The organism is Brevundimonas sp. TSRC1-1, from assembly GCF_049898245.1.
Classification (GTDB): domain Bacteria; phylum Pseudomonadota; class Alphaproteobacteria; order Caulobacterales; family Caulobacteraceae; genus Brevundimonas; species Brevundimonas mediterranea_A.
This window is the reverse complement of sequence record NZ_JAFCXI010000002.1, coordinates 404,609-425,675: the sequence shown is the minus strand read 5'-3', so window position 1 is coordinate 425,675 and position 21,067 is coordinate 404,609. Positions and strand designations below refer to the sequence as shown.

The 21,067-nt window shown below is 68.4% G+C and carries 17 protein-coding genes; 12 read left to right on the top strand and 5 right to left on the bottom strand.

The features are described 5' to 3' along the window. Positions 1-13 precede the first annotated feature (13 nt). Entirely contained in the window at positions 14-481 is a 468-nt protein-coding gene (locus ACP7CK_RS08050) for a hypothetical protein (RefSeq protein ID WP_292148794.1), read from the top strand. Between the two features lie 3 nt (positions 482-484). Here the strand turns inward: ACP7CK_RS08050 and arfB are convergent, their stop codons facing one another. Next, complete coding sequence (arfB, locus tag ACP7CK_RS08045) at positions 485-889, bottom strand: alternative ribosome rescue aminoacyl-tRNA hydrolase ArfB (protein ID WP_426025671.1); 405 nt, start codon at positions 887-889, stop codon at positions 485-487. After that, positions 886-1,356, bottom strand: a complete 471-nt coding sequence (locus ACP7CK_RS08040) for a YaiI/YqxD family protein (protein WP_154726976.1) — start codon at positions 1,354-1,356, stop codon at positions 886-888. Before ACP7CK_RS08040 ends, arfB begins: the two co-directional genes overlap by 4 nt. 237 nt (positions 1,357-1,593) lie before the next feature. On the opposite strand from ACP7CK_RS08040, the gene ACP7CK_RS08035 reads away from it, so the two are divergent. After that, complete coding sequence (locus tag ACP7CK_RS08035; RefSeq protein ID WP_426025670.1) at positions 1,594-1,941, top strand: hypothetical protein; 348 nt, start codon at positions 1,594-1,596, stop codon at positions 1,939-1,941. Positions 1,942-2,225: 284 nt separating this feature from the next. Here the strand turns inward: ACP7CK_RS08035 and ACP7CK_RS08030 are convergent, their stop codons facing one another. Further along, entirely contained in the window at positions 2,226-2,714 is a 489-nt protein-coding gene (locus tag ACP7CK_RS08030; protein WP_154727110.1) for a hypothetical protein, read from the bottom strand. Between the two features lie 437 nt (positions 2,715-3,151). On the opposite strand from ACP7CK_RS08030, the gene ACP7CK_RS08025 reads away from it, so the two are divergent. Further along, positions 3,152-4,561 (top strand): coniferyl aldehyde dehydrogenase, encoded by a 1,410-nt coding sequence (locus tag ACP7CK_RS08025; RefSeq protein WP_426025669.1) that lies wholly within the window; start codon positions 3,152-3,154, stop codon positions 4,559-4,561. Between the two features lie 64 nt (positions 4,562-4,625). Here the strand turns inward: ACP7CK_RS08025 and ACP7CK_RS08020 are convergent, their stop codons facing one another. Further along, the gene (locus ACP7CK_RS08020) at positions 4,626-5,966 is read right to left on the bottom strand and encodes an amidohydrolase family protein (RefSeq protein WP_426025668.1); all 1,341 of its coding nucleotides are present in this window, start codon (positions 5,964-5,966) and stop codon (positions 4,626-4,628) included. Beyond that, complete coding sequence (locus ACP7CK_RS08015; RefSeq protein ID WP_426025667.1) at positions 5,966-7,438, bottom strand: amidohydrolase; 1,473 nt, start codon at positions 7,436-7,438, stop codon at positions 5,966-5,968. Before ACP7CK_RS08015 ends, ACP7CK_RS08020 begins: the two co-directional genes overlap by 1 nt. Before the next feature lie 365 nt (positions 7,439-7,803). On the opposite strand from ACP7CK_RS08015, the gene trmB reads away from it, so the two are divergent. From trmB to ACP7CK_RS07970, 9 genes are all read left to right on the top strand, one after another. After that, complete coding sequence (trmB, locus tag ACP7CK_RS08010) at positions 7,804-8,505, top strand: tRNA (guanosine(46)-N7)-methyltransferase TrmB (protein ID WP_426025666.1); 702 nt, start codon at positions 7,804-7,806, stop codon at positions 8,503-8,505. A gap of 96 nt (positions 8,506-8,601) precedes the next feature. After that, complete coding sequence (locus tag ACP7CK_RS08005; protein WP_426025665.1) at positions 8,602-10,524, top strand: methyl-accepting chemotaxis protein; 1,923 nt, start codon at positions 8,602-8,604, stop codon at positions 10,522-10,524. Positions 10,525-10,756: 232 nt separating this feature from the next. Continuing rightward, positions 10,757-12,733, top strand: a complete 1,977-nt coding sequence (locus tag ACP7CK_RS08000) for a HAMP domain-containing methyl-accepting chemotaxis protein (RefSeq protein WP_426025664.1) — start codon at positions 10,757-10,759, stop codon at positions 12,731-12,733. Between the two features lie 166 nt (positions 12,734-12,899). Further along, on the top strand, positions 12,900-13,322 hold the full coding sequence (locus tag ACP7CK_RS07995; RefSeq protein ID WP_426025663.1) for a DUF1993 domain-containing protein: 423 nt from the start codon (positions 12,900-12,902) through the stop codon (positions 13,320-13,322). Between the two features lie 502 nt (positions 13,323-13,824). After that, positions 13,825-14,424 (top strand): ribosome maturation factor RimP, encoded by a 600-nt coding sequence (rimP, locus tag ACP7CK_RS07990; protein ID WP_154727033.1) that lies wholly within the window; start codon positions 13,825-13,827, stop codon positions 14,422-14,424. Next, positions 14,424-16,187: a transcription termination factor NusA gene (nusA, locus tag ACP7CK_RS07985; protein WP_292148810.1), complete on the top strand. Its 1,764-nt coding sequence runs from the start codon at positions 14,424-14,426 to the stop codon at positions 16,185-16,187. The genes rimP and nusA overlap by 1 nt, the downstream gene beginning before the upstream one ends. An 18-nt stretch (positions 16,188-16,205) precedes the next feature. Further along, positions 16,206-16,880, top strand: coding sequence for an RNA-binding protein (locus tag ACP7CK_RS07980; RefSeq protein ID WP_008264043.1), 675 nt, complete (start codon positions 16,206-16,208; stop codon positions 16,878-16,880). A gap of 106 nt (positions 16,881-16,986) precedes the next feature. Continuing rightward, positions 16,987-20,070 carry a translation initiation factor IF-2 gene (gene infB, locus ACP7CK_RS07975; RefSeq protein WP_426025662.1) on the top strand — a complete coding sequence of 1,028 codons (3,084 nt, stop codon included), beginning with the start codon at positions 16,987-16,989 and terminating at the stop codon, positions 20,068-20,070. A gap of 119 nt (positions 20,071-20,189) precedes the next feature. Next, positions 20,190-20,999, top strand: coding sequence for a helix-turn-helix domain-containing protein (locus tag ACP7CK_RS07970; RefSeq protein WP_426025661.1), 810 nt, complete (start codon positions 20,190-20,192; stop codon positions 20,997-20,999). Positions 21,000-21,067: the final 68 nt, after the last annotated feature.

Genomic DNA, 21,067 nt, shown 5'->3' with positions numbered 1-21,067 from the left:
CCGGAGCCTTCGCATGAAGACGACCCTGATCGCCGTAGCCCTGCTTCTGGCCCCGGCCTCCGCAATCGCCCAATCCGGCGGCGCCGCAGCCGGCGCCGTGCCGAACAGTTTCGACCGGCCGGCCCAGGCGCAATCTCAACCGGCCCTGCCGGCGCCGACCGTTCCCGCCGTTGCGGCGACCGCACCCGACATCGCCCGGTCTGAAGAGGCGCTGCGCGCCGTGATCGCGGCGGCCCAGGGTCCCGGCTTCGACTATTCGGTCTTCACCGACAGCCTGGCGGCCCAGATCCGCCAGCAGGCGGATCAGGTCGCGCCGCTGGTCAAGGGCTTCGGCGCGGTCAAGACCGTCGCCTTCGAACGGCCGGAAGGCGAGGCCCATCTGTTCAAGGTGACCTTCGACAACCAGGTCACCGAATGGGTGATCGGCTTCGACGCCGACGACAAGATCGCCGCCCTGCTGTTCCGTCCGGTCGAGAGCTGAGTCCTAGTCCAGCGTCGGCCGGCCGCGTCCCGACTTGATCGAGGCGCGGCTGGTCTTGGCCTTCAGCCGTCGTTCCTTCGAGGCCTTGGTCGGCCGGGTCGGGACGCGGAAGACGGGCTTGATCGAGGCCTCGTCCACCAGGGCCTGCAACCGTTCGACGGCGTCGGCGCGGTTGCGCTCCTGGGTGCGGTGGCGGACGGCGGTGATCAGGATCACCCCCTCCAGCGTCAGCCGACTGCCGGCCAGCTTCATCAGCCGCGCCTTGACCGGCTCGGTCAGGCTGGGGGAGTTCTTCACGTCGAACCGCATCTGGACGGCGGTCGAGACCTTGTTGACGTTCTGGCCGCCCGGTCCGCCGGCGCGGTAGAAGTGGAACTCCAGCTCGTCCTCGGGAATGGTCGTCGTCATGGCTGGCTCGGGGGGGCGACCCGACGCGCCTTGACCACGGCCTGGTCCAGGGCCTGAAGAAACCGCGACCGGTCGGCGGCCGAGAACGGCGGCGGGCCCGAGGTGGCCACCCCCATGGACCGCAGATGCTCGCCCACCATCCGCCCGGCCAGGGCCGAGCCGATGGAGTCCGGGGTGAAGGCCTGTCCGTTCGACTTCAGCGCCTGGGCCCCGGCCTTCAGGCAGCGGTCGGCCAGGGGAATGTCGGCGGTGATCACCACATCGCCCAGGCCCGCCCGTTCGGCGATCCAGTCGTCGGCCACGTCCGGCCCGGCGTCCACCACCACCTGTTCGATCAGGGCCTCGCGCGGCACCTGCATCCAGCCGTTGGAGACCACATAGGTCTTCAGCCCATAGCGCCGCGCGACGCGATAGACCTCCTCCTTCACCGGGCAGGCGTCGGCGTCGATGTAGAGGGCGGTCGGCATGGGCCTGACCTAGCGCGGACGGGGGCGGGTCGTCGAGGGTGGGCTGGGCTTACAGGAAGCTGAAACAGGGCCGAAGGGGTCTAGGCGAGGGTAATCGCTTGTCACTTGGCAAGTTCATTGGAGCCGCTGATCTCAATGATTCTTTCCAGATTCATATGCGGCGTGCCTGCGGAAAAAATGAGTGGAACTGTATGCTCAACTCCGTCGCTGAGCACGACAAGCTCGGAAGCGCCGTAGATGCTGCGTCTGAGCCAAAAATGGGCCGAGTCAAAATTCAAAGGCTTCCGAAAATACGGGCTTGAGAGAATTGACCCCGATATCGACAATAATGCGCCTCGATGGCGCAAAATCTTGGCGAAAGCTAAAATCGAAATTGGCGCCGCCACCAAGGCCGCAAGCGCGGCGATAGGCCATCGATGTGCTGACCTGCTGCCCGAAGCGAGGAACTCGCTGATGGAGCCTGCGGTCCAAAAAGGCTCGATCCAGACTAACCCGATGGCCAACCACACGACGCCATATAAGCCCCAAAACTTCAAAGGCGACGCCCTCAAAATTGTACGGCGGGTTTGTAGTTTCATACCGTAGTTTGGCCCGGGCGGCTGTCCGGTGCAATGTCGAGAAGCGACGATCCGTTACGGGTCGATTGGCGAAGTCGGCGTCTGATCGGAAAGCAGACCTGGGCGGATATTCTTGTCTCCTCCCCGCCTCGCGGGGAGGGGGACCGCGAAGCGGTGGAGGGGCTCTGGACGCCGCAAAGGCGCCGGTCTTGCGGACACACCCCCTCCGTCACGGCGCGGAAGACGCGCCGCGCTGCGTCCCCCAGAGGGGGAGGAGATGGGTGTGGGCGGGCGGCAGGTCGGGGGCTGGGCTCAGCTTGGGTTGGCCATGAAGAGGGCCAGGCCGATGCTGTTCCAGACGGCGTGCGACAGGGTCGGCAGGGCGTAGGCGCGAAGCCGTCCCAGCCGTCGCGACCAACCCCAGGCGGCGTAGGCCATCACGGCGAAGGCGGCCGCCTGGCCGAGCGAGCCGGGGCTCATGCCGTGCAACAGCCAGGCGAGCGCCGCAATGATCGCGATGATGAAGGCCAGCCCGAGGCTGGGGGCGTCGTCGCGGGCGCGCCGGACCGCCCAGACGACCAGCGGCGTCTCGATCACCGCAGGCAGAAACACGGCCAGGAGAAACCCATAGGCGAACCGCGAGACCGTATCCTGGGCGGCGACCATGGCGTCCGGCGCGCCGGGGCCGGCGGTGAAACTGCCGACGACCATATTGGCCGCCGCTCGGATGAGCAGGGATAGGGCGAACAGGCCTGCGCCCAGGAGTACGGCCTGTAGCCAGGGGTTTCGGAATATCGGCATGCGTGGCCGGTTTGAATCTAGCGTCTGTCGCCTAGGCGCTGCCGCCGACGTATGTATTCGATGGTCCAGGCGAGCGTCGAAACGGCCACGACGACCAGGGCGAACAGGCCGGGGCGTCCGCCCCATTCAGCCGGAAAACTGGTCCGGAAAGTCCCTATTAGGAAGGTGGCGAGGGCCGCCCACAAGGCAAGGCTCAGTTTCGACATCGTCTGCCCTCCCGCAGTCGTCAGCGCACCATTTGGACCCAGATCGCAGCGGTCCGCAAGAGGCGCCGGTCGTGCGGACGCGCCCCCTCCGTCTCGGCGCTATGCGCCGATCCACCTCCCCCAGAGGGGGAGGAGACAGGTTGGGGATGGGGCTTGACCCCGGCCGGGGCGGGTTTGAGAAGTGGGGGCGGTCGGGCGATTGCGGCCGGCGCGGCGAAGGGTCTGGATGCGATGACACACGACGGGCTCTCGGACCGGTTCGGGCTTCAGCACGCGGCCTCGCGGGCGGAGGGGGGGCCGTCGGCCCAGGTGCGGCGCGGGCGGCTGGCGGCGCTGAAGGCCCTGGTGCTGGAGCGGCGCGAGGCCTTTGCGCGGGCCATAGATGCGGATTTCGGGGCGCGGTCGGCGATGGAGACGGGGCTGTTGGAGGTCACGCCCCTGATCCGCAGCCTGGACCATGCGCGGGGGCGTCTAGGGCGATGGATGCGCGATGAGCGGCGGCCGGTGGACCTGATGTTCCAGCCGTCGCGGGCCTGGATCCGGCATGAGCCCCTGGGCGTGGTCGGGGTGATCGCGCCGTGGAACTATCCCCTGTTGCTGGCCTTGGGGCCGACGGTGGACGCCCTGGCGGCGGGCAATCGGGTGATGATCAAGCCGTCCGAACTGACGCCCGCCTTCGGCGCCCTGCTGGAGGCCGCCGTGGCCGAGCGGTTCGATCCGGCGGTGCTGACTGTGGTCAACGGCGGGGTGGACACGGCCCAGGCCTTTTCGCGTCTGGCCTTCGACCATCTGGTCTTCACCGGATCGACGCGGGTAGGGCGCGAGGTGATGCGGGCGGCGGCGGACAATCTGACCCCGGTGACGCTGGAGCTGGGCGGCAAGTCGCCGGCGGTGGTGGCTCCCGACTATCCGCTGGACAAGGCGGCGCGGTCGATCGCCTTCGGCAAATTCCTGAACGCGGGCCAGACCTGTATCGCCCCCGACTACGCCCTGGTCCCGGCCGGTCAGGTCCGGGTCTTCGCCGAGACGGTTCTGGAGCAGGCGCGGCGGGCCTATCCGGCCCTTCAGGACAACCCCGACTACAGCGGCGTGATCAGCGAACGCCATCGGGTCCGGCTGCGCGAGGCGGTGGCGGCGGCGCGGGCGGCGGGGGCCGTGGTGCTGGAACACCCCGATGCGGGCGAGGGGGACAACGGCAAGGTCGCCCCGACCCTGGTGCTGAACCCGCCGACCGACGGCCTGCTGATGCAGGAGGAGATCTTCGGCCCGGTCCTGCCGGTGGTGGGCTATGAGAGCCTGAACCAGGCCCTGGCCTTCGTGGCCGCCCGGCCCCGGCCCCTGGCCCTGTACGGCTTCACGAACCAGGCGCGGACGCGGGACCGGATCCTGGGCTCCGGCCTGTCGGGCGGCGTGACCCTGAACGGCACCATGCTCCATATCGCCCAGAACGACCTGCCGTTCGGCGGGGTCGGCCCCAGCGGCCTGGGCGCCTATCACGGTCCTGAGGGCTTCAAACGCTTCAGCCATGCGCGGGCGGTCTATGACGTCGGGCCGGTGAACGCCTTCGAACGGCTGGGGCCGCCGTGGGGCGGGGCGGCGGGCCGGCTGGCGCGCACGGCCCTGCGGTTTCTGGCCCGGTAGGCGGAGACGAAAAAGGGCGGGCCCCTGCGGTCCCGCCCCTTCCCCTTGGGTCTTTAGGACGCCGTCAGTTGCGATAGGCCGGCGGCATCGGCGTCTGTTGACGATAACGGTCGCGCAGCAGCAGGGCGCGGCTGATCAACGGTTGTTCGACCCCGTCGATGAAGACGGCCGAGGGCTGGCTGAGCGGCTCCAGCGGATCGCCGGACCAGACCACGACGTCGGCGGCGGCGCCCGGCGCGATCTGGCCGAACTGTCCGGCCATGCCGAAGATCTTGGCCGGGTTGACCGTCAGGGCGGCGATGGCGGCGCCGTAGGGCAGGCCGTGCGAGACGGCGTTTCCGGCGTTGTAGCGGGCCTCGCGGGCGCGGTGGGTCGAACCCTCGTTGCCCTTGATGGCGATGACGACGCCGGCCGCGTTCAGGGCCGCCGCATTCTCCATCCGCGCCGCCCGCATCTCGAAATCGCTGGGCAGGTTGGAGATGGGGTTCAGCAACACGGGCACGCCCGCCGCCGCGATGTCGCCGGCGACCAGCCAGCCCTCTTCGGCGCCGTCCAGGATCAGCCTGATCCCTTCCTCGCGCGCCAGACGCAGCACCTGCTGGATGTCCGACGCCCGGTGGACGCTGACGATCAGGGGCATGGAGCCGTTGGCGACCGGGATCAGAGCTTCCAGATCCGCGCGCGACAGGCTGAGGTCGCGCAGGCCCGCCCGCTCATAGGCGGACTTGTTGCGGGCGTAGAGGCGGACCTCGGCCAAGGTCTCCTTGAACAGGACGAACTGGGCGCCGCGGGCGCCGCCGGCGATGTCGGCGCCGGCCTCGCCGAACGGGGCGACCATGGCCACGCGCGGCTTGACCAGGATGTCGGCGTCCTGACCCAGGTCGATAATGGCCGCCTGGCCCGCGAACAGACCCGGCGTCTGATAGCCGCCGTCGCCGGCGCCGGCCGTCTCGTCCTCATGCACATGGCCGCCGGAGGAGCCGGGGTGCTGGGGCACGACCACGGCGCGGGTGATGCCGCCCAGTCGCGCCACCGGCAGGGTGAAGGACCAGGGGTCCAGGCCGTAGGAGATGTCGAAGGCGGCGCTGAGGGTGTTGGCGCTGTTGCGCAGTTCGTTGGTGCCGCCGACGGCGCCGACCTCGGTCCCGGCCAGGCCGGAATCGACGGCGACGAAGCCGGGGGCGACCACCTTGCCGGTCGCGTCGATGACACGGGCGCCGGACGGGGCGGCGGCCGTTCCGACCGAGACGATCTTGCCGTCGCGGATCACGACCGTGCCGCCCTCGATGACCGAGGTCCCGGTCAGGACGCGCCCGCCGACGATGGCGACGGTGTCCTGGGCCAGGGCCGGGGCGGCGAGAGACAGGGCGGCCACGGCGCCCGCGAGGATGTGGGACAGACGCATCAGCGGGCTCCTTCGGCGACGTTGGCGGCGGTCAGGCCATAGCCCGGCTGGCCCAGCTCGAAGTCGCTGGTCGGCTGATAGGCGGGGTTGGTCCGGTCGAAGGTCAGGGCGCCGTCGATGAAGACCTGATCGGCGCGGGCGTAGATCGAGAAGGGATCGGCGCTCCAGATCACCACATCGGCGCGCTTGCCGGCCTCCAGCGAGCCGGTCTGGTCGGCGATGCCGATGGCCTTGGCGGCGTTGGAGGTGATCCAGCCGATGGCGTGTTCTTCCGAGATGTTCAGTCCGGCGCGACGACCGGCCGACAGGGCGGCGGCGGCCTCCTGATTCAACCGTTGAGTCAGTTCGGCGTCGTCGGAGTGGATGACGGCGCACGAGCCCTGTTGCGCATCCACCAGGGCGGCGTTCTCCTCGATGGCGTCCAGCGCCTCCATCTTGAAGCCCCACCAGCCGGTCCACATGGCCGCGCAGATGCCGTTCTGGGCCAGTTGCGGGGCCAGCTTGTAGGCCTCGGTGGCGTGGTGGAAGGTGGTGATCCGGTAGCCGAACTCCTTGGCCATATCGATCATCATGGCCATCTCGTCGGCGCGGTAGCAGTGGTTCTGGATCAGGATCGACCCGTCCAGCACCCCGACCAGGGTCTCGTTCTGCAGGTTGCGGGTCGGGGCCGCGCCCTCGCCGGTCTCGCGCCACTTGTCCCACTTGGCCTTGTAGTCGCGCGCGGCGATGAAGGCGGCGCGGTAGCCGGCCATATTGCCCATGCCGGTGGCCGGGCTCTGGTTGCGCGAGCCATAGACGCGCGAGGGGTTCTCGCCGCAGGCCATCTTGATCGTATAGGGGGCGTCCGGGAACTTCATGCCCTGCATGGTGATCGAGGGCGTGTTGCGGATGGTCACGCCGCGGCCGCCGAACAGATTGGCCGAGCCGGGCAGGATGTGAAGCGTGGTGACGCCGCCGGCGCGGGCGGTGTTGAAGCCCGGATCCTGGGGCCACAGCGAATGTTCGGCCCAGACCTGGGCGGTGTTCGGGCTGGTCGCCTCATTGCCGTCGCTCATGCCCTGCACCCCGGGCGACGGATAGACGCCCAGGTGGCTGTGGACGTCGATGATCCCGGGAGTGACATAGCGGCCGCGCGCCTCGATGACGCGATAGCCGGCGGGGACAAGGGTCGAGGCGTCGCCGACGGCGGCGATCCTGCCGTCGGTGACCACGACCACGCCGTTTTCGATCCTGCGGTCCGCGCCCGTCAGGACAGTCGCGCCGACCACGGCGAAATTCTCGCGCGGCAAGGGTTGATAGGTGGACGGATAGGGGTTCAGCGTGGTCGCCGGATCCAGGCCGGCGGCCAGGGTCTTGTCCTTGGACGGCGCCGCCGTTTCCGATTCCGCGCCCGTGGTGGCGCAGGCCGACAGGCCCAGCACAGCGCAGCCCATGGCCGCGAGGCTGACGCCCCGCAGATGATGTCCGATCATCAGATCCCCTTTTCCCGACGACACGCCAGCCCGACGTGTCTTGCGACCGTCATAGGAGGGTCATCCGGCGGAGGCGTCAAAAGATTTCGATGTTCTTTGAGTGGTGCGGTACGATCATCACCTCCCGTTCGCGAAGGCGAATGGGGAGGACAGACCGCGCAGCGGTCAGGAGGGGGCGAGACGGTGGCTGACGGGAGCTTCATGCGGTGGATGGCCGGGGGCGGGTGAAGGCGCGACAAGACGCGGGATAGGACGGAGTCGCCCCCTCCTGGTCGCTGGCGCGACCGGTCCTCCCCATTCGCCTTCGCGAACGGGGAGGTGAGACTCTCTGGACGCTCCGGCCTGGGACCGGTAACGGCACGCGCATGAACGACGACGAAAACCCCCATCTCGACCGGCCGCTGCGGTCGTTCGGCCGGATCAAGGCGCGGCCGATCAAGCCGCGACAGGCGGCGCTGATGGACAGCCTGCTGCCTCAGATCGCCGTGCCCGATCCCAAGGCCGGTCCGCTGGACCCGAAGGCGATGATGCCCGAGGCGGTCGAGGTCTGGCTGGAGATCGGGTTCGGCGGCGGGGAGCATATGGCGGCCCAGGCGGCGACGCGGCCCGACGCCCTGGTGATCGGCTGCGAGCCCTTCCTGAACGGGGTGGCCTCCGCCCTGCGCCATGTCGAGGAAGGCGGGCTGAAGAATGTGCGCATCCACGCCGACGACGCGCGCGACCTGGTCGACGCCCTGCCGGACGCCTCGGTCGACCGGGTGCTGATCCTGTTCCCCGACCCCTGGCACAAGGCGCGGCACAACAAGCGCCGCCTGTTGCAGGACGAGACGGCCCAGGCCTTCGCCCGCATCCTGAAGCCCGGCGGGACGCTGCGGTTCGTGACCGACTGGCGCGACTACGCCGAATGGACGCTGGAGCGGCTGGAGCGGACGCCCGGGCTGGAGCGGATCGGCGCGCCGGATCAGGACTGGTTCGTTCCTCCGGCGGACCACGTCGTCACCCGTTATGAAGAGAAGCGGCTGGGGGATACGGCGCCGATTTTCCTGGAATACCGCAAGAAATCCTGACCTTACGGCATACGCATTTTTACTTATTCGGCTTATAGACGGGTGTTTAACGAACTTTGTTAGGGATGGTCTCAAATAGTATTGGGGGATGGGACCATGAAGACGCTGACGATCGGCGGGCGGATCAATCTCCTCGCTCTTGTGACCATGGCGGGCCTGTTGCTCGTGACCGGTCTTTCCCTGATGCGGCTGGATGCGGTGATGCGCGACGAGATCGCCGACCGCACGAAGAAGGGCGTCGAGATCGCCCACAGCGTGGTCGCCTATTATCAGGGCGAGGAGGCGGCCGGCCGGTTGACGCGCGATCAGGCCCAGACCGCCGCCAAGGCCGCTGTCGGGGCCATGCGTTACGGCGCCGACGACTATTTCTGGATCAACGACATGCATCCCACCATGGTGATGCACCCGATGAAGCCGGCGCTGAACGGCAAGGACGTGAGCGAGAACAAGGACGCCGACGGCGTGCTGATGTTCAAGGAATTCGTCGCCGTGGTTCAGAAGGACGGCGAGGGCTTCGTCAACTATCAGTGGGCCAAGCCGAACCAGGACGGGGCCTCGCCCAAGATCTCCTATGTGAAGGGCTTCGCCCCCTGGGGCTGGGTGATCGGCTCGGGCGTCTATACCGACCAGATCGCGGCGGCCGTGGGCAAGGCGGCCCTGGCCCTGGGCTCCATGGCCTTGCTGGTGCTGCTGGCGGTCGGGGCGACGGGCTGGTTCATCGGCCGGTCCGTGTCGGCCCCGGTGGTGGCGCTGGAGCGGCGCATGCGCGGCCTGGCCGAGGGCGACAAGACCTCTGACATTCCCGGCGTCAAGCGCGGCGACGAGATCGGCAAGATGGCCTCGGCCCTGGCGATCTTCCGAGACGCCGCCATCGAAAAGGACCGGCTGGAGGCCGAGACCCTGTCGCAACGCTCGATGAGCGAACAGGAGCGCGCCGCGCGCGAGGCCGAGAAGGCGCGCGAGGCCGAGGCCGACCGCGTCGCCATCGCAGCCCTGGGGAAGGGGCTCTCGGCCATGGCCGACGGCGACCTGACCTATCGGATCGAGGCCGAGTTCGCGCCCAAGGCGGCGCAGTTGAAGTCGGACTTCAACGCCGCCATCGCCCAGCTGCAGCAGGCCGTCGCGGTGGTGGTGGCCAATATCGCCGGCATCCGCTCGGGCGCCGGCGAGATCTCGCAGGCCGCCGACGACCTGTCGCGCCGCACCGAACAGCAGGCGGCGGGGCTGGAAGAGACGGCGGCGGCCCTGGATGAAATCACGGCCACGGTCAACAAGACCGCCTCGGGCGCCCGCCAGGCTTCCGACGTGGTTCAGGCGGCCAAGGGCGACGCCGAGACCTCGGGCGTCATCGTCCGCGACGCCGTCTCGGCCATGCAGGCCATCGAGGGCTCCTCCGAACAGATCAGCCAGATCATCGGCGTCATCGACGAGATCGCCTTCCAGACCAATCTGCTGGCCCTGAACGCCGGCGTGGAAGCGGCGCGCGCCGGCGAAGCCGGTCGCGGCTTTGCGGTCGTGGCCTCCGAAGTCCGGGCCCTGGCCCAGCGGTCGGCCGAGGCGGCGAAAGAAATCAAGACCCTGATCTCGACCTCGACCCACCAGGTCGGTTCGGGCGTGAAACTGGTCGGTCAGACCGGCGAGGCCCTGCAGCGGATCGTGGATCGGGTGGCCGAGATCGACGGCCTGGTGTCGGAAATCGCCGCCTCGGCCCAGGAACAGGCCATCGGCCTGGCCGAGGTCAATACGGCCGTGAACCAGATGGACCAGGTGACGCAGCAAAACGCCGCGATGGTCGAACAGTCGACCGCCGCCAGCCATTCGCTGTCGCAGGAAGCCCAGTCTCTGCAAGCCTCGGTGGCCCAGTTCAAGGTCGGGACGAGCGGCGCCACGCCGGTCGCCGCGCCGACGCCGGCCCGCGCGGCGCCGGCCCGCCAATTGGTTCAGGCGCTGAAGACCGTCGGTCGCGGCGGCGCGGCGCCCAAGCCTCAGGCCGAGTCCGAAGGTTGGGAAGAGTTCTGACGTCGTAGGCGCAGGCCGCCGCTGAGGGAGCGGCGGTATATGTAGTTTGCCCTAACGCCCCGTTTACGATTCGTCCCGATCCGGGACGCCACAGTCGCACAGGTTTCAGGTTTCACCCCTGTGTCGCTTCTGGGGACTGGAGTGTCCGTTCTTCCGGGGCCGCAAGCCCAGCGGAGCGCCTGAAGCCAGGGTTCAAGACCCTTGAATCCTGTCCGTGCTTTGGCGCCTGGAGATGGCCTTGAACAAGATCCTGTCCGATACGAAGATCGCCGTGAAGATCATCGTGCCCCTGATCCTGCTGGCCCTGGTGGGGCTGGGGGGCGCCGCCTACAGCGCCTGGACGATGAAGAAGATCGACGCCGACTACAGCCGGCTGGTCGATGTGGAGAACGTCGCCCTGGTGAGGATGATCCGGGTCAACCGGACCCTTCAGGGCCTCGGCTACGACACCTATAAGGTTTTCGTCTATGACGGCGCCTCGGCCGAGGCGCGTCAGGCGGCCGATCAGGCGAAGGAAAAAATCGAGGCGATCGAGACCTTGCTGCAAGAGGCGGAAGCCACTGCGCCGCACTGGAAAGACGAGATGGAGGCTTTCCACGGCTCCCTGAACGAAGTCCGCACCCTGGCCGCGCGGTCCGTCGAGCTCGGCCTGGCCAATGACGCGGTGGCGGGGCGTCCCGTGCTGACCGAGATGGACGCCAGGATGGCGGATCTGATCCCGAAATTGACCGCCTTCACCAACGCCAAGGTCGAACTGACCGCCGAGGAATCGGCGCGGGCGTCGCAAAAGGTCGATGCGGCGGCGCTGACCACCCTGATCGCCATCGCGGTGGCGACCATCGCCGCCCTGGCCGCCGGCCTTGTCGTGGCGCGGTCCATCGTCGGCGCCCTGTCGGGCATGGGCGACCGGATGGGGCGGCTGTCGGCCGGCGACACCACGATCGACGTGCCCCACGCCCAACGCAAGGACGAACTGGGCAAGATGGGCGTCGCCCTGATCGCCTTCCGCGACGCCGCCATCGAGAAGATGCAGCTGGAGGCCGAGGGCGCGGCCCTGCGCAACCAGTCGGACGAGGAGCGGGCCCGCAACCAGCGCGCGGCGGACGCCCTGGCCCGCGAACAGGCGACCGTGGTCGCGGCCCTGGGCGAAGGCCTGGAACACCTGACGCGCGGCGACCTGACCTACAGCATCACTCATGATTTCCCCGGCGACTACGCCAAGCTGAAGACCGACTTCAACACCGCCATCGCCCAGCTGCAGCAGGCCATGGGCGTGGTCCTGGGCAATGTGGCCGGAATCCGCTCGGGCGCCGGCGAGATTTCGCAGGCCGCCGACGACCTGTCGCGTCGCACCGAACAGCAGGCGGCTTCGCTGGAGGAAACCGCCGCCGCTCTGGACGAGATCACGGCCACGGTGAACAAGACCGCCTCGGGCGCGCGCCAGGCCTCGGACGTGGTCCAGTCGGCCAAGGGCGACGCCGAAACCTCGGGCGTCATCGTCCGCGACGCCGTCTCGGCCATGCACGCGATCGAGGGGTCTTCGGCGCAGATCAACCAGATCATCGGCGTCATCGACGAAATCGCCTTCCAGACCAATCTGCTGGCCCTGAACGCCGGGGTCGAGGCGGCCCGCGCGGGCGAGGCCGGTCGCGGCTTTGCGGTGGTGGCGTCGGAAGTGCGGGCCCTGGCCCAGCGTTCGGCCGAGGCGGCCAAGGAGATCAAGACCCTGATCTCGGCCTCGACCCATCAGGTCGGTTCGGGCGTGAAACTGGTCGGTCAGACCGGCGAGGCCCTGCAACGGATCGTGGACCGGGTGGCCGAGATCGACGGCCTGGTGTCGGAGATCGCGGCCTCGGCCCAGGAGCAGGCCGTCGGCCTGGCCCAGGTCAATACCGCCGTGAACCAGATGGACCAGGTCACCCAGCAGAACGCCGCCATGGTCGAGCAGTCGACCGCCGCCAGCCATTCGCTGGCCCAGGAGGCCGAGACCCTGCAGGCCTCGGTGGCCCAGTTCAAGGTCGGCGAAACCGCGTCGGCCCTCGCCCCCGCGCCCGCGCCCCGCGCGGCGTCGAGGCCCGGCGCCCCGGCTCCCGCCCGTTCGAACCATATGGTCGCCGCCCTGAAGACTCTCGGTCGCGGCGGCGCGGCGCTGAAGGTCGAGGCCGCACCCCAGGCCGCACCTGCTTCGGAGGGCTGGGAAGAATTCTAGGGCCGGAAGTGGAACGGGGGCTGGCGCCGCGGCGATGAACCGCCCAGCTATGGCCGCCTCACCAAAGCCCTGGCCGGATCCCTGGAATGACCCTCTCGATCTACGACGTCGCCTCGCCCATCCTCGTGCGCGGCCTGACCAACCTGTCCGGCTTTTTGGAAAGGCCTTGGCGGAGGGGTTTGACGAAGCCGCCCTGATCCAGGCCCGGCTTCACGAGGACATGCGCCCCCTGGCCGCCCAGGTTCAGCTGGCGTCAGACTCGGCCAAGGGCGCCGTGGCGCGGCTGGCCGGCGTCGACAACCCGGCCATGGCCGACACGGAGACGAGTTTCGCGGAATTGAAGGACCGGATCGCCCGCACCCTCGCCTTCATCGAGAGCGTGGACCCCGCCGCCTTCGCCGGGGCCGAGACCCGGCCGGTGACGCTGAAGACGCCCAGCCGCGAGATGAATTTCGACGGCCTGGGCTATCTGACCAGCTTCGTCCTGCCGAACTTCCATTTCCACGTCACGACCGCCTACGCCATCCTGCGCAAGGAAGGCGTGCCGTTGAGCAAGATGGATTATCTGGGGCGGCTGGCCTTGATTTGACTACTCACGAAAGCTCACAGGCCATCTAGGAGAGAAAAGCCATGAGTGGAAAATCACTCGCCACCGATGCGACGCTCGAAACAGTGTGGGGCAGTCTGCGGGCGCCGGACAGCTTTATAGCCGATGTTATGATGTCCATGTCCCGCTTAAGATCTCGTGGCGAAGACGTCGTGGTGAGGATTGGCGTCACAGGTACTGGTTATCAACCCAACTATAGAGTTGAGGATGACCGCCGCGAGGAGCCGAGCGTCGCTTACAACGGCGCAAACCATCAGCCATTTCCAGACGACGAACAGCTCCCGACTCATCAGACATGGAGTTCAAGAACCATGGGATACGGGCAACTGGCGCAGCTTCGGAAAGACCGTCGGGGATAAACGGCACTTTCCTTATCGAGCCGAACCGCCTATATGGCGCTCCACATCGTTAGACCGGCGTCCAACGGCGTCGTTCCAAGCGGCGGCCCGGACGGACCGCCGCTTTTGTTTTGGATATTCGCCGCTTGCGCGCAAGAACCGCCCAGGACCGCCAACTGCTCGAGCTGATCGACCCCATTGCGGAGTCGCTCGGTCTCGAGATCGTGCGCGTCCGCCTGATGACCGGCTCCAAGCGCCAGCGTCTGCAGATCATGGCCGAGCGCCCGTCCGACCACGACATCTCGGTCGAACAATGCGCCAAGCTGAGCCGCGCCGTGTCGGAGGTGTTCGACGCCGCCGACCCCATCGCCGGCGAATATATGCTGGAGGTCTCGTCGCCCGGCATCGACCGGCCCCTGACCCGTCCGCTCGACTTCGACCTGTTCGAGGGCGAGGAGGCGCGGCTGGAGACGGACCGGATGATCGAGGGCAGGAAGCGCTTCAAGGGCGTGCTGGCCGGCTATGAGGACGGCAATGTCCTGATCGACCTGGACGGCGAGGAAGAGACCGCCCTGATCCCCTTCGACTGGTTGAGCGATGCGAAACTGGTCCTGACCGACGCCCTGATGAAACGGGGCGCCGCCATCCGCGCCGCGCGCGGCGAACCTGAAGACGACGGCCTGCCCGAAGGGGAAGCCGCCGAAGACACAACCGACACCACGACCCCTTCTGAGGACAACGCCTGATGGCCGTCACCGGTATTTCCGCCAACCGCCTCGAACTGCTGCAGATCGCCGAGGCCGTGGCCCGCGAAAAGAACATCGAACGCGAAGTCGTCATCGAGGCGATTGAAGAAGCGATCCAGAAGGGCGCCAAGTCGCGTTACGGCGCCCACCACGACATCCGCGCCAAGATCGACCACAAGACCGGCGAACTGGCCCTGACCCGTCACGTCACCATCGTCGAGGACGACTGGCAGCCGGAAGACGAGCTGGAAGAGTTCAACGACAGCGCCATGGTGCGCCTGAAGGACGCCCTGAAGCGCGACCCGGAAGCCGTGGTCGGCAAGGAATATGTCGAGACCCTGCCGCCGTTCGAGTTCGGCCGCGTCCAGACCCAGATGGCCCGCCAGGTCGTGACCGGAAAGGTCCGCGAGGCCGAGCGCGCCAACCAGTATGAAGAGTTCAAGGATCGCGTCGGCGAGATCGTCAACGGCACGGTCAAGCGCGTCGAATACGGCAACACCATCGTCGACCTGGGCCGGGGCGAGGGCGTCATGCGCCGCGACCAGTCCATCCCGCGCGAAGTGTTCAACATCGGCGACCGGATCCGCACCTACATCTACGACGTCCGGCCCGAGGCCAAGGGCCCGCAGGTCATGCTGTCGCGCGCCCATCCGGGGTTCATGGCCAAGCTGTTCGCTCAGGAAGTGCCGGAAGTCTATGACGGCGTGATCGAGATCCGCGCCGCGGCCCGTGACTCGGGCTCGCGCGCCAAGATGGCCGTCCTGTCGAACGACAGCTCGATCGACCCGGTCGGCGCCTGCGTCGGCATGCGCGGCTCGCGCGTTCAGGCGGTCGTCGCCGAACTGCAGGGCGAGAAGATCGACATCATCCAGTGGAACCCGGACGAGCCCACCTTCATCGTCAACGCCCTGGCCCCGGCCGAAGTCTCCAAGGTCGTGCTCGACGAAGAAGCCGGCCGCGTGGAAGTCGTGGTGCCCGACGAACAGCTGTCGCTGGCCATCGGCCGTCGCGGCCAGAACGTGCGCCTGGCCAGCCAGCTGACCGGCTGGCAGATCGACATCATCACCGAGTCCCAGGATTCCGAGCGTCGCCAGCGCGAGTTCAGCGAGCGCACCGGCCTGTTCCAGGAAGCCCTGGATGTGGACGAGGTCATCGCCCAGCTGCTGGTCACCGAAGGCTTCGCCACGATCGAAGACCTGGCCTATGTCGATCCGTATGAAGTCTCGGAGATCGAAGGCTTCGACGAGGAGACCGCCGAGGAGCTGCAGGCCCGCGCCCGCGACTTCCTGGACCGCAAGGCCGCCGAGCTGGACGCCAAGCGCGTCGAACTGGGCGTCGAGGACGGCGTGCTGCAGGTGCCGGGCGTGACCCTGGCCATGGCCGTCGCCCTGGGCGAAGGCGGGGTCAAGACCGTCGAGGACCTGGCAGACCTGGCCACCGACGAGATCCGCGGCGGCTACGAAGTGAAGAACGGCGAACGGGTCAAGGTCCCGGGCGTGCTGGAAAGCTTCAACCTGGCCCAGGAAGACGCCGAAATGCTGATCCTCCAGGCCCGTGTGGCCGCCGGCTGGATCGACGCCTCGGAACTGCCGCAGCCCGCGCCGGAAGAGGAAGAGGAAGAATTCGCCGACGGCGAATACGACCCGGATCAGGTGTTCGGCGACGCGCCGGCTGAAACCGAAGCCGACGCCGACGGTTCAGACGCAACTGCCGACGATGCGGAGGTCCTCGCCGAGGACTCTTCCGAACCGTCGAACGCGTGATGGGAGACCTGGCCACATATGAGCTTGCGCGACGCAACGATTGATCGGGAACGCCGGGACCTCGTCTCTCACGAGGTCATGGACGAATCTCGCCTGATCCGTTTCGTCGCCGGGCCCGATGGCCAGGTGGTTCCCGACCTGGGCAGGAAACTGCCCGGCCGCGGCCTGTGGGTCGAAGCCAGCCGCACGTCGATCGAGACGGCGGTCAAGAAGAACGGCTTCACCCGCGCCGCCAAGATGAAGCTGACCGCCCCGGCCGACCTGGCCGATATCGTCGAACGGCTGCTGTTCCGGCGCTGTCTCGATCAGCTGGGTCTTGCCCGGCGCGAAGGCGTGCTTATCTCTGGCTTCGAAAAGTCCGCCGCCAATCTGCGGGCCGGCAAGGTCGCCTGGGTGATCGAGGCCGCCGACGGCTCGGCCGACGGGCGTGGCAAAATCCTCGCCCTGGCCCGCCATCAGACCGCGAAAGTCTGCGGCGCGTTCACTGTGGACGATTTGAGTTTGGCCCTTGGGCTGGAAAATGCGATACACGCCGTCCTGCTTGCGGGCGGAAGGGCCGAGCGTTGGACCATGGAGGTCGAACGACTGGCTGGATTTCGGCCGCTTCGCCCCGCTCACTGGGATATTCCCAGGGACGGGGACGGATCGGCGGGAGCAACCCCGACTGACCTTGATAAAGGTGGGGCGAGCTGAGGATTTTGGCGGCCGAGGGCCTGTCTCCAAGGGCGGAGACGGGCTCACGGTCGTTCATGTGCATTGAGACGACGGCGGGATTTTCCGCCCCTAGTAAAGCGACCGGATGAGCGACGAAAACGACAAGACCAACCAAGGCCAGGGTTCGGGCCAAGGTGCGAGCCAGGGCAATCAGGGCGGCACGCCGTCCCAGACGGGGCCGCGCGCCCCGCTGAGCCTGAAGCCGCGCGTTGTGGGATCGGTCCCGACCGGGACCGTCAAGCAGAGCTTCAGCCACGGGCGGTCCAAGACGGTGGTGGTCGAGACCAAGCGTCGACCTGGCGCCGGCGGGCCGCAACGCCCGCAGGGCTTCGACGTGGCGCGTCCGCAGCAGTCGTCGTCGCAGAACCGCCCGCAGGGTCAGCGCACGTCGCAACCCGTCGGCGGCGCCCTGTCGCCTGAGGAGCAGGAAGCCCGTCGTCGCGCCATCGCCGTCGCGACCCAGGCCAACGCCGAGCGTGAACGCGCCGCCGTCGCCGAGAAGGCCGCGCGTGAAGCCGCCGAACGCGAACGCGCCGCCGCCACGGAACGCGCCGCCCAGGCGGCGCGCGACGAGGCCGCCGCCGCTCAGGCCGCCGCCGAAGCCGCCCGCGCCCAGGCCGCCAAGCTGACGGCCGCCGCGCCTCAGCCGGCCAAGCCCGCGCCCAAACCCGCTGCGCCCGTCGCCGCAGCCCCGACGCCGGCTCCGGTCGCCCCGACGCCTGCCACGACGCCTGCGCCGACGGCTGCCGCGACCCCGGCGCCCGCCGCTCCGGCCCGTCCGGCGGCTCCGGCCCGTCCGGTGGTCAACTTCGGCCAGCGCGTGCCCAAGCCCGGCAATCCGCAGCGCGCGGCCCCCGAGCGTCCCGCCTTCGGCGGTCGTTCGGCCCGTGAACAGGCGATGGGCGGCGGCGAACGGTCCTATACGGATCGCCCGCAGACCGATCGTCCGCAAGCCGACCGTCCCCAGGGCGCCCGCCCGGGTCCCGGCGGCGCAGGTCGTCCGCAAGGCGCCAAGCCGGCAGAGCCGGTCCGCTATTCGGCCCTGAACCCGCGTCCCGCCCCCGGCGCCGCTCGTCCCGGCGGCTCGCGCACCGGTCCTGGCGGTCGTCCGACCCCCAACGCCCCTCCGGCCCAGGCCGAAGTGGCCCGCCCCAGCCGCGCCCCCGGCGCCGGCTTCGGCCGTCCGGTCGGCCGTGACGATGATCGCGAGAAGCGTTTCTCCGACGCCGGCAAGGCGGTCAGCCGCACCCGCGGCGAGCCGAAGCGCCGCGAAGGCCGCATGACCATCCAGTCCGTGGTCGGCGACGGCGACGCCGCCGAGCGCATGCGCTCGCTGGCCTCGGTCCGCCGCGCCCGCGAACGCGAGAAGGAAAAGCGCAAGGGCGGATCGACCGATGCGCCGAACCGTCCGCGCGAAGTGGTCATCCCTGACATCATCACCGTGCAGGAGCTGTCCAACCGGATGGCCGTGCGCGGCGTCGACATCATCAAGTTCCTGATGAAACAGGGCCTGATGATGAAGATCAACGACGTGATCGACTCCGACACCGCCGAACTGGTGGCCGAAGAGTTCGGCATGGCGGTCAAGCGCGTCTCTGAATCCGACATCGAATTCGGCTTCCTGGGCGACGCCGACGACGCGGAAGCGGCCGATGTCCGCGCCCCCGTCGTGGCCATCATGGGCCACGTCGACCACGGCAAGACCTCGCTGCTGGACGCCCTGCGCACCACCGACGTCGCGGGCGGCGAAGCCGGCGGCATCACCCAGCATATCGGCGCCTATCAGGTGCGCCTGGACGACGGCCAGAAGGTCACCTTCCTGGACACCCCGGGCCACGCCGCCTTCTCGGCCATGCGGGCGCGCGGCGCCAATGTGACCGACATCGTGGTGCTGGTCGTGGCCGCCGACGACGGCGTCATGCCGCAGACCATCGAGGCCATCCAGCACGCCAAGGCGGCCGGCGCCCCGCTGATCGTCGCGGTCAACAAGATGGATAAGCCGGGGGCGACGTCTCAGAAGGTCGTCAACGAACTGCTGCAGCACGAAGTCATCGCCGAAAACCTGGGCGGCGACACCCAGATCATCGAGGTCTCGGCCAAGGAGCGGATGAACCTCGACGGCCTGCTGGAAGCCATCCTGGTCCAGGCCGAGGTCATGGACCTGCGCGCCAACGCCGATCGCTCGGCCGAGGGCGTGGTCATCGAGGCCAAGCTGGACAAGGGCCGCGGCCCCGTCGGCACCGTCCTGGTCAAGCGCGGCACGCTGAAGCGCGGCGACATCGTCGTGGCCGGCGGATCGTGGGGCAAGGTTCGCGCCCTGCTGAACGAACGCAACGAGCAGCTGACCGAAGCCGGTCCGTCCGTCCCGGTCGAGATCCTCGGCCTGGACGAGGCCCCGTCTCCGGGCGACGTCTTCGCCGTGGTGGAATCCGAAGCCCGCGCCCGCGAGCTGACCGAATACCGCCAGCGGGTGAAGCGCGAAAAGGCCCAGGTCTCGGGCGGTTCCGTGTCGCTGGTCGACATGATGTCCCGCCTGCAGTCCAAGAAGGTCTCGGAACTGCCGGTCGTCATCAAGGCGGACGTGCAGGGTTCGGCCGAAGCCATCGTCAGCTCGCTGGACAAGATGAGCACCGACGAGGTGCGCGCCCGCACCGTCTATTCCGGCGCCGGCGGCATCACCGAGAGCGACGTCAACCTGGCCAAGTCGGCCGGCGCGCCGATCCTCGGCTTCAACGTCCGTGCGTCGAAACAGGCGCGTGATCTGGCCGAGCGCGAGGGCGTCGAGATCCGCTACTATTCGATCATCTACGACCTGCTGGACGATATCAAAGGCGTGCTGTCCGGCATGCTGGCGCCGCTGCAACGGGAAACCTTCCTGGGCAACGCCGCCGTGCTGCAGGTGTTCGACATCTCCAAGATCGGCAAGATCGCCGGTTGCCGGGTGTCGGAAGGCGTGGTCCGCAAGGGCGCCCGCGTCCGCATCATCCGCGACGATGTGGTGGTTCTGGAGCTGGGCGTGCTCAACACGCTCAAACGCTTCAAGGACGAGGTCAACGAAGTCACGGCCGGCCAGGAATGCGGCATGCAGTTCCAGGGCTTCCAGGACATCAAGGAAGGCGACTACATCGAGTGCTTCACGGTCGAAGAGATCAAGCGCACCCTGGACTAGTCCGGGGTCGTCAGCACCGACAGAGACAGGCCCGGAACCCAGGTTCCGGGCCTTTTTCTTTGCGTCAGTCCCGCGCATGATGCCAAGCGTGGCGGGAGAGGCCGCGCGGGGATCGGTTCATGGCCAGACCACATCTGTCGTCGGGCGACTTCTTCGGCGCCGCCTCGCGGACGGTCGAGGCCGGGGGATTTCGCGTCGGCCTGTGGATCGCCGACCGTCCGCCCGAGAGCGTCGTGTTTCACGCCCATGACGACGCCCATTTCATCCTGGCGCTCGACGACGGCTATTGCAGCCTGGCGCATGACCCCCTGACGCCCAGGGGCGCCGCCTTCGGCCCCGGCGCCCTGGTGTGGAATCCGCCGGGCGTCGAACATCGCGACTGTTTCACCGAGGCCGGCGGCCGCTTCCTGTCCATCAGTTTCGATCCCCCGAAAAGCGCCGGGCGCGGCGACCCCATGCGGTTGCGCGGCGCCCTGGCCGAAGGCGCGGCGCGACGTCTGATCGGGGTGGCCGGCCGGTTCGCGGCCGGAGACGCGGTCGTGATGGAGGGGCTGACCCTGGATCTGGCGGCGACGGTGCTGACCCCCGGCGACCTGAACGAGGATCCGGCGCCGGAGTGGCTGCTGCGGGCCCATGAGGTTCTGCACGACCTGGCCGATCAGCCGGGGCTGGAGGTGGCGACCGTGGCCCGCATCGTCGGGGTCCACGCCGTCTCGCTGGCGCGTCGCTATCGTCGCCATTTCGGCCGCTCGCCGGCGGCCGCCATTCGCCAGGCGCGGGCCGATCGCGCCGCCGGACGACTGGCGCGGGGCGTGGACCTGGCCGAACTGGCCGCGCTGGGGGGCTATGCCGACCAGAGCCATCTGACCCGCGAGTTCGGGCATATCTACGGCCTGACGCCCGGCCGCTATCGCGCCCTGTTCGCCTGAGCCGGTTTCACCTGTTCAAGACCCGGCGCGCGCATCCTGCCACACCTCGGGTCTCGCCTCTCTCAAGG